The organism is Streptomyces sp. NPDC037301 (assembly GCF_055602785.1).
Window position 1 is genome coordinate 1 of record NZ_JBVJWD010000114.1, and the last position, 8,707, is coordinate 8,707.

The 8,707-nt window shown below is 68.9% G+C and carries 7 protein-coding genes and 1 pseudogene; 6 read left to right on the forward strand and 2 right to left on the reverse strand.

All coding sequences use genetic code 11. The features are described from left to right. Together ACZ7IB_RS48170 and ACZ7IB_RS48175 are read left to right on the forward strand one after the other, a co-directional pair. A pseudogene (locus tag ACZ7IB_RS48170) lies at positions 1-201 on the forward strand (IS701 family transposase); the annotation flags it as partial. A gap of 1,069 nt (positions 202-1,270) precedes the next feature. Further along, entirely contained in the window at positions 1,271-1,864 is a 594-nt protein-coding gene (locus ACZ7IB_RS48175) for an isochorismatase family protein (RefSeq protein WP_470921636.1), read from the forward strand. Between the two features lie 584 nt (positions 1,865-2,448). Here ACZ7IB_RS48175 and ACZ7IB_RS48180 read toward each other — a convergent pair. Then, positions 2,449-2,652 carry a hypothetical protein gene (locus ACZ7IB_RS48180; RefSeq protein ID WP_470921638.1) on the reverse strand — a complete coding sequence of 68 codons (204 nt, stop codon included), beginning with the start codon at positions 2,650-2,652 and terminating at the stop codon, positions 2,449-2,451. 790 nt (positions 2,653-3,442) lie between these two features. Further along, positions 3,443-4,174, reverse strand: a complete 732-nt coding sequence (locus tag ACZ7IB_RS48185; protein WP_470921639.1) for an SDR family oxidoreductase — start codon at positions 4,172-4,174, stop codon at positions 3,443-3,445. Between the two features lie 419 nt (positions 4,175-4,593). On the opposite strand from ACZ7IB_RS48185, the gene ACZ7IB_RS48190 reads away from it, so the two are divergent. The 4 genes from ACZ7IB_RS48190 to ACZ7IB_RS48205 all read left to right on the forward strand — a co-directional run bounded on the left by ACZ7IB_RS48190 (position 4,594) and on the right by ACZ7IB_RS48205 (position 8,351). Further along, on the forward strand, positions 4,594-5,517 hold the full coding sequence (locus ACZ7IB_RS48190) for an LLM class F420-dependent oxidoreductase (RefSeq protein ID WP_470921645.1): 924 nt from the start codon (positions 4,594-4,596) through the stop codon (positions 5,515-5,517). Positions 5,518-5,720: 203 nt separating this feature from the next. Next, positions 5,721-6,224 (forward strand): hypothetical protein, encoded by a 504-nt coding sequence (locus ACZ7IB_RS48195; protein ID WP_470921640.1) that lies wholly within the window; start codon positions 5,721-5,723, stop codon positions 6,222-6,224. 451 nt (positions 6,225-6,675) lie between these two features. Beyond that, positions 6,676-7,479, forward strand: a complete 804-nt coding sequence (locus ACZ7IB_RS48200; protein WP_470921642.1) for a methyltransferase domain-containing protein — start codon at positions 6,676-6,678, stop codon at positions 7,477-7,479. A 407-nt stretch (positions 7,480-7,886) separates the two neighbouring features. Continuing rightward, positions 7,887-8,351 (forward strand): hypothetical protein, encoded by a 465-nt coding sequence (locus ACZ7IB_RS48205; RefSeq protein WP_470921644.1) that lies wholly within the window; start codon positions 7,887-7,889, stop codon positions 8,349-8,351. Positions 8,352-8,707 lie beyond the last annotated feature (356 nt).

Sequence of the window (8,707 nt, forward strand, 5' to 3'; positions counted from 1 at the left end):
GCCAGCCTGCCCCGGCAGGCGTGGAAGCGCCGTTCATGCGGACGGGGCGCCCACGGCGAGCGCGTCTACGACTGGGCCCGGGCGCCGATCCGTCCGTGGCGCGAGGAGGGTGTCGAGCACTGGGTCCTCGCCCGCCGCAACATCACCGATCCCACCGAGATCGCCTACTACGTGTACTTCGCACCCGAAGGCACCACCCTGAGGCCGCCCCCGGCCGTGCCGGCGACCCGCCTCATCGAGGACGCCCGCACAGCCGACTCCATCATGAACCGCGCCGCCGTCCTTCTCGACAGCGGTCGGCACGCCGACGCCTGGGACCAGCTCCAGATGGTCCGGGCAGGAGTACGCGGCTACAGGCGGCACCCCCGCCTGCTGCCCCTGTGGCGCCGGGCCGGCCCGCTCGAAGTTCCCGCCGCCGCAGCTGGCCCGCGAAATAGCGAGCGTGCGCCTGGCGGTTCCTCGTCCAGTGGATCCACCCCCCCACCTCCTCCGTCTTGCCAACTTGCCGTTTCTGGTGAGTGGTTGACGTTGAGTGTGGTGTGTGGACGTAGAGAAGCTCCTGGTGGACGAGTGACTGTCGCGTCCATGCCGTCCTACCAGGAGCTTCTGCGTGCTTGTCCACCCAGCCAGGCGTCGATCCGTCTACCTCGGTCCTGCGCTTCCTGGCCGGCGAGCTGACCACACGCCGCCGCGAGCAAGGCATGCGCCGGTGTGGGCCGCCTGCCGGGCGGCAGGCGCTGCTGGTCCTGACCCAACTACGGTGCGGCCAGCCCTACGCTCAGCTCGCGGACTCTCTCCAAAGGAACAGAGAGACGTCCTTGACACGTCGGCGTCGAGCCCGCAGCTGCGCGGCCTCAACTCCTGGACAGACTCCGAGCTGTGCCCCGCGAATCGTTCCTGCGGTGAACCTTGTCGGCCGTACGGATGACCGCAGGCCGCGCTCCGCCCAGGAGGCAGACGGCGGCCGGTATACCCGGGGAATGATCAAGAACCTGGTACGCGGAATCGGGGCTTTCTCGTCGTCGGTACGTGGGGGAGTGGGCGGCGACGAAGCGGCGCCGGCAGCTGGCCGCCCATGAGGCGGAGCTTCAGGCGCTGAGCGTCATTGCCGACGGACCGTGCGCGGACACCGTCGTCTCCTGCACCCCGGCCGCGCAGCGCAAGGTTCCGTCACGGGGTGCCCGGCGTCATCGGGTGCCCGTGGCTCATGCCGGATCAGGTTTCCGAAACGGTTCTTTCCTGTGTTCCACAATTCTGAAAGGTGTTCGTGATGAGCCGAGGGCTGATCGTGGTGGATGTGCAGAACGACTTCTGCGAAGGAGGTAGCGTTCCCGTCGCAGGAGGCGCGCGGATCGCCTCGGCCATCGCCGATCTGGTCGACCGGAGCGCAGGGAGTGACTACCAGTACGTTGTGGCCACCCGGGATCATCACATCGATCCGGGCGGCCATTTCTCCGAGACCCCGGACTTCCAGGACAGCTTCCCCGTCCATTGTGTGGCAGGGAACGAGGGCAGTGAATTCCATCCCCACTTCGCACCCGTCGTCACGGACGGCAAGGTGCACGCCGTTTTCTTCAAGGGCGCCCACTCTGCCTCCAAGAGCGGCTTCGAAGGCGCGGACGCGGAGGGAACCTCCCTCGCGGACTGGCTGCGTGCCCGTGGGGTCGAGGACGTCGATGTGGTGGGCATCGCGACGGATCACTGCGTGCGTGCGACCGCGCTGGATGCCGTCGCTGCAGGATTTCGCGCACGGGTACGTCTCGACTACTCGGTCGGCGTCGCCCCGCACACAACAGCTGCCGCGCTGAACGACTTCCGCAAGGCAGGAATTGCAGTATCCGGGGAGATGCCGGTTCCGGAATAGTCCTGGCACCGGTTCGAGGCGCGACTTGCACCGGTGTCCCGCCGGCCCGGCGGAGGCCATGTCCACTTGATCATCGGGTTCGACCTGGAGAACCGGGTCGGGTGGGGGCGGTTGACCGGCTCGGGTATGTGCCTGCCGGGCCCGGTGCGGCACGGGTAAAGCCGTGGGTGGCCGGTCGGGTCCGCGACCGCAGCGGAACCTGCGTCGTGCCGCCGGGCCGGGGCCTCACTGCCCTCCTCGGTCAGTCGAGCGCCGCACTGCTCTGATCGCCGACGAAGCACTGGCGGCACTCCGGGCGGTCGCGGCCCTGGAACGCGTCACCGAGCGGGTGGTGACTGGCGCCGCGTTCAGCATTGACACCGTGGACGGACCGCAGTGGAACACCGTCGCCCAGGCTCCAGGGGGCAGCGAACAGGCCGCCCGCTCCCGCCTGACCCGCTATGCCCTCCACGGCTGACCCTGGAGATGGATCGGCCGGCCCGGACGTCGGACAGCCCCGCTCTCCGGTACTGGGCTGCTGGATTCATGCGGAGCCGGCGGGGAGGCGGCGGGTGTCTGCGTGCATCTGTACTCTGGCGCCCGGTTTACCGGGAGCCTTCGTATGAGTCCAATTCCTGCTGTTTACAGTGCAGTTCGAGTGTGGCCGCGGGCGCGTCGGCGGTTGCTTCGTCGGCTTCGGTGATGTCGAGGAAGACGAGGCCGGGATCGTTGATGTGCTGTGCGCAATCGGTTCCACGGCGGCGGCCACGGCTGTGGCCTCGCCAGTGGGAAGCGACGGTGCCGGTCACAACGCCGCGGGTCGAGGTGGGGTCTGCGCCGAGTGGGCACGGATCTGGCCGCCGACACGTCCCGGGGGCACGCCACACGCGGGCTCGCATCGCATCTCCTCCCGGGAGGGCGCACAGTCATGGCAGAAGCTGAGAGCGGCGTATTCACCGAGGAAAGAATCTCCTATATGCGGCGGAAGATGACCGAAGGGAAGAGCCAGGGCGAGCGGGGCGCGCATTGTCCCGCACGCTTTCGTCACGGGGGCCGGCTGCCGGCTCGATGACTCCTTTGCGATCCACCTGAGGACCAGTACCTCTCCGGCAGGTCCGATGTCCAGACCGTAGTTCCGTCGAGGAATTGTCAATTCCTGTGGGTCAGCTCGTGGGTTGTGCAGGCGCGGCGGTCATTGATCGGTCTGGTCCAGCGCGCCGCAGCATGCGCCCAATCCCCTGCACTGAGGCGATCACGCGCCATGTCGGCGAGACGCGTGACGCCTTCTTCTTCGGTACGTCGCAAGCGGACGTCGTCAGCGCTCAACGGCGAGGTCCTCGTCCGCCGACTGCTACACCGAGGCCATGAACTCGTCCCCGTCCCGCGCACAGCTCGGTACATGCGCGCCCTGTGCGAGCCGCAATCGGATGGTGGCGAATCCGGTCTTGGGGGGAGCCTTCGGGCGACGACGACCACACGAGCAGGTCAGCGGAGTCCATCGGAATCCGTCCCCGGCGCACAGTCGGCGGCTCCGCGGTGTCGAATGCTCGGCGTGGGACCGGAGGTCGGACGGCCGGAGCGCTGGAGGCCGCGGCCGGTTCAGGAGAGCCAGTCGGTGTAGTGGGTGGGGGCGATGCGGGCGCCGTTCGGGGCGGTGAGGACGTCGCCGTGAGCGGCGGCGAACACGCCTGCGGTGTCATCGACGACGACGGAGCGTCCGTCGCCCTTGGCGGTGACGGTGAGCCGGCCGAGTTCGTCGAGGGGATAGACGTCGGGGCCTGCGATGTTGAGGACGTTGTTGAGCGGGGCGCCTGCGGCGACTTCGGCGACGACACGGGCGACATCCGCGGCGGCGATCGGCTGGAGCGGTGTTCGCGGCAGACGGACGGTCTCGCCGTCGGTGGTCGAGGACAGGGCCGCGTCGATGAACTCCATGAACTGCGTGGCACGGACGATGGAGTACGGGATCGGGCCGGCCTTGAGCATGTCTTCCTGGAGCACCTTCGCCCGGTAGTAGTCCAGGTCGGGTACCTGGTCCACGCCGACGATGGAGAGGATGACGAAGTGCCCGACACGGCCCTTCTCGCTCGCGGCGAGGAGGTTGTCCATCGACGTCCGGAAGAAGGCGAGCGAGGCGTCGTCGAAGGTCGGGGAGTTGGTCAGGTTGATGACGGTGTCGGCGCCCGCCACGGCATCATCCAGGCCCTGGCCGGTGAGGACGTCCACGCCTGTGGACAGGGAGTGCGGGACGGCCTGGTGGCCGGCCGTGTTCAGGTTCTCCACGACCTGCGACCCGATAAGCCCGGTTCCGCCGATGACTGCGATCTTCATGGGATGTTCCTTCTCTCGACGGCTACGTCCGATATATGCCTTGGTGGCGCCAACTTCACCCATGTCGTGCGGCCGGCGCAAGCGCACGACCTCTCGCCCCTCCTTCTGGCCGAGCGGCTCCGGACCGTCTCGCGCCGAGATCGTGCACTCGGCGCAGAGAAGGGCGGGCCAGGCCTGCGACCCAGGCGCATGAGGTCGGTGAGGAACCGGCAGGGGACAGCGGGCCTGGGTCTTCGTGGCCATCGTCGTGGACCCGTCAGCCGCCCCTCGGCCCATGGCATCGCCGATGTCGCGGCGATTTGTCGGATGCGGGGTGTGATGGTGGCCAGGCGTCCGCGGCCACCGCGTATACACAGCTGACATCAAGCTGTCACATATGAACCGGAATGCCCAGCCGCCTGCCGTTGGTTTGCAGTGACATGACTGTAGGAGTTGCGCTCAACGCGACCGATGCCGGTAACCAGATCGACGCCACCGTGCGCCTCGCCAGGGAAGCCGCGACCGCGGGGCTGCGATCCGCCTGGTTCGGGCAGACTTTCGGTGCCGATTCACCTCAGCTCGCGGCGATCGTCGGGCGTGAGGTGCCAGGCCTGCACGTGGGCACGTCCGCGATACCTGTCTTTGGACGCCATCCGTTGCTCGTCTCCAGCCAGGCCCAGACCGCGCAGGCGGCCACGCACGGCCGATATCACCTCGGACTCGCGCTCGGCACCAAGCTCCTGACCGAGGCCGGCTTCGGTATCCCGTTTGAGCGGCCCATTGCCCGGTTGCGTGAATTCCTCATCGTGTTACGGCAGTTGACCGAGACCGGCGCCGCCGAATTTCACGGCGAGCTGCTGACCGCGACCACGCCGATCCCTGCGCGCGTGCCGGGCGCCGAGGCCGGCGTGCCGCTGCTTGTCGCCGCGATGGGTCCGCAGGCGCTGCGTGCCAGTGGTGAGCTGGCGGAAGGGATCCTGCCTTATCTCGCCGGGCCCCGCGCCCTGGCTGAGCACATCGTCCCGGCCGTCATCGCGGCGGCAGAGGCCGCGGGCCGGCCCACGCCCCGGATCGTGGCACTTGTGTCCGGGGTGGTGACCGGTGACGTCGACTCTGTGCGCGAGAAGGCCACGGAACAGCTCGCGTTCTACGAGCAGATCCCGTCCTACGCACGGGTCATCGAGCTCTCTGGCGGCAAGCGTGCCGCTGACGTGGCCGTGATCGGCGACGAAGAGACGGTCGCTGCCGAGGTGCGGCGCTATCGGGACGCCGGGGCGACGGAGGTGGTGTTCTCAGGGACGGAAATCGCAGGGGAGGCCGATCGGCGCCGCACCTGGGCCCTGCTGGGGGAACTGGCGGACTGAATGCCCCTGGCCGGAATCACAGCAGCCAGGGCTGCTGTGTGCATGCCTCAGCTCGATACTGAGCTGTGCACTGAATCGGGAGTGCGCTATCCGCAGAAGGAAGTCGTCGCGGGACTTCTGGCGGATGTTTGCGAGATATGCGGACGCAAGGGCAACGTGCAAGTTCGCCATGTCCGAGCACACCTTCTGAGTGGGCGCGCGTCATGCTTCAGCGGCGTCGCAAAACCGTTGTGGCCTGCGGCGACTGCCATGACCGAATCCACTCGAACCGCCTGCCAAATCACTCACGCAGTAGTTGCCGGAGAGCCGGATGGCAGGAAAACTGTCATGTCCGGTTCGGTGGGAGGCCGCACGGAAAAGGACCCGTTTCTGCGGGCGCCTCGCCGCGCGGACCACCCACCGGCACATCTGTACTGGTTCCGCCGCCGAACTGCCCGACGGCGTACCGGCGGACGGCACCAACACCTGGGAGCCGACGGCACGTTGGCGTGGCAACGGACCCGTCGCGTGCCGCATGGCCGCGGGGCCGCCGTCCTCCGAGCGGCCCCGCCCGTCCGCCGCACGGAGCGCCGCTCCGTCCCCGGCCCGCACTCGGGACGGAGTCCGGTGCCGCCCTCCCTGCCAGCGGCGGTTTCTCCCCTTCGCCCGCCGCTGGTGTGCGGCGGTTCCCAGCCGCGAGCGAAGGGATCACCCCGCACACCCCTTGAGCGACGACGAGGCTCCGGCCGGTGACGCGGGCGGCGACAGTGACAGCCACCTGGCCGCCGCGTCCGGCGACGGCCGCGAGGGCCGCAAGCGCTGGGTGGTCCGCCCGGCGCGTCCGGCCTCTGCCAGCCGCGGTGCCCGCACGGCCCGCTGCGACGCGCCGCCTTCGGGGTCGGACTGCACCAGGGCGCTGGTGCAGTCGCCAGCCTCAGGCCCTGTAGCGAGGTGCTGTCCCACCACGTTTATGCGGACGCCTCGAGGTTCACGCTTCTTACGGCTGTCGCGAGGCTCAAGGCCTTCAACAGGTCGAGCGGCACCATTCTGACCAACAGGTCGAGCGGCACCATTCTGACCCTTGACAGCCCCGGAATTCTCTACTGATCCGCCCGTAAGACCGGCGGACGGCCAGCTCGGCGAGCGGGGCCCGACTGCCCCTTCTGCCAGAATCGCCACATGGATGAACACGACACGGATCACGGCTACCTGCTGGACAACCAGCAATCGGAGGCAGGGATCCGCTTCGGCGCCCTCAGCGAGCTGTTCGATCCGGTGACGTTCCGGCATGTCGACCAGCTCGGGATCGCTGCCGGCATGCGGTGCTGGGAGGTCGGCGCCGGCGGACAATCCGTACCCCTCGGGCTGGCCGAGCGAGTCGGCCCGGCGGGAGCGGTGATCGCCACCGACATCGACGTGTCCTGGACCCGGGGCATCGCCGGTGGTGTGATCGAGGTGCTGCGGCACGACGTGGCGGCCGACCCGCCGCCGCCCGGCGGCTTCGACCTCGTCCACGCCCGACTGGTCCTGGTACACGTCACCGACCGCACCGAGGCGCTGCGCCGGATGGTCCAGGCGCTGCGGCCCGGCGGCTGGCTGCTCCTGGAGGACGCCGACCCGGGGTTGCAGCCGCTGTTGTGTCCGGACGAGTCTGGTCCCGAACAGCGACTCGCCAACCGGCTGCGGTCCGGCTTCCGCGCCTTGATGGCGGCACGCGGCGCGGACCTCGCGTACGGGCGGACCCTGCCCCGGCTGCTGCGTGAGGCCGGTCTCGAGGACATTCAGGCCGATGCGTACTTCCCGATCACGTCGCCGGCATGCGCCGTCCTTGAGGCCGCGACCGTGCGGCAGATCCGCCGCCGTCTGGTGGCGGAAGGGCTTACCACCGACGGGGAGATCGACCGCCACCTGGCGAACGTCGCCACCGGACGCCTCGACCTTGCCACCGCCCCCATGATCTCCGCGTGGGGACGCCGCCCGTAACCCCCCGATTGCCTCTCACACGGCAGCTGCTTCGGCACGGATGAACGTCTTCGCCCGTCCCACGGGACCGACACCGCTGTCAAATGGCCCCTTTGCTTGATGGTTGGTCGGCCGAACCAGCCTGAGGGTGAAGACCGGCGAAGCGGCTCCGCGCCGCCCGCCGGCCGGCGGAAGGGGTGTTCACGCGGTCACATGCGCGGCCGCTGAGCGTCCTTCTACCCTCCGGCAAGGTTCACGTCCGTGAGGCAGCGGTGCGGCCTCGGCAAGCGTGGAGGCGAGCAACTGATTGCGCCCGAGGCAGTCGGCGCCTGTGCCCCGGGCGTGTACCGCCTAGGTCCACAGGCTGCCGTCCCACCGGTGGCCGACGGGTCAGCCGGGCAGCCCGCGGACGAACCCGGGCATCCCTGATGGCCGGGCTCTACCCGCACACCGCCGGCCACCGCACCCAGAACCATCTCGTCAAGCCCTGGGAGCCGAACCTGCTGCGCACGCTCAAGGGGTCCGGCTACCACATCACATGGGCCGGAATGCGCGGCGACCTGTTCGCGCCGGGCGTCACCGAGGCCAGCGTGCACGAGCACGGCTTCGCCGAACCACCGACCGTCCACCCGCACGCGGGCAAGGCCCCTGACCAGTGGCCGGGCGGCGACCTCTGGGCGCGAGTCTTCTACCGCGGTCGGGTCCCGGACGACGACCGGATCGATGTCGACGAGGCGACCGTCCGCACCGCGGGGAAGTGGCTGGCGCAACCGCCTGCCGGCCCGTGGGTTCTCTCGGACCTCCGGTCACGGCACCAGGGCGTGTCCGACGGGGCGGGGCGATCGGTGGGTTGTCCACCGGACTCGGCCTCGATATCGGGCGCACACGCTTGAATCATTATTGAACATGTTCAGTAATGTGCGTAGGGTGGCGGCGAAGTGCTCGCGGGAACGAGTAGCCAGTACTGCGCGACAGGGGCGGGTTTGGGGTTGAGATGGCGCAACTGCGGGGGCAGGCGTGCGGGAAACCGGTCGGGGTCTGCGCCGTCATCGGTATCGATGGCTGTGCTGTGTGTGGTCATTGCCGCGTTGGAGCTGGCGTGGACCGGGGGGTTCGGCAGTGACCCGACGGCAGTTGTGCTGTTCCCAGTCGCGCTAGGGCGCGTATCGAGTCGTGATCAATCTGTGGGATTCGCCCTCGCGGCGGGGCCTGGACCGGTAGATGTTCTTGCGTGACGCGAGTGCAACTG